At 70.1% G+C, this 271-nt stretch carries 1 protein-coding gene; it reads left to right on the top strand.

Annotation, left to right across the window (positions count from 1 at the left end):
- Window positions 1-271 (top strand): FAD/NAD(P)-binding oxidoreductase (locus tag SM757_RS35310; RefSeq protein ID WP_322468912.1); only part of this gene is annotated, 271 nt, incomplete at both ends.

Here is a 271-nt window from a genome sequence, read left to right on the forward strand (position 1 = left end):
GAATTACTGCATCGACCGCCAGTACAACGGCCTGGACGTGCTGTGCATACAAAACGCCGCCACCAGCCGCGAGCGCACCATGCCGCACGTCATCGCCAAGACCAGCGGCCCCAAGCGCAAGGTGGTGGTGGTGGGCGCGGGCCCCGCGGGCCTGGAAGCCGCCCGCGTGGCCCGCGAGCGCGGCCACGACGTGGTGCTGTTCGAGAAGCAGGCCCAGGTGGGCGGCCAGGTCAATCTGGCGGCCAAGGCTCCGAAGCGCGAGCAGATGGCC

This window comes from Azohydromonas lata, assembly GCF_034427735.1.
Taxonomy (GTDB): Bacteria; Pseudomonadota; Gammaproteobacteria; order Burkholderiales; family Burkholderiaceae_C; genus Azohydromonas; species Azohydromonas lata.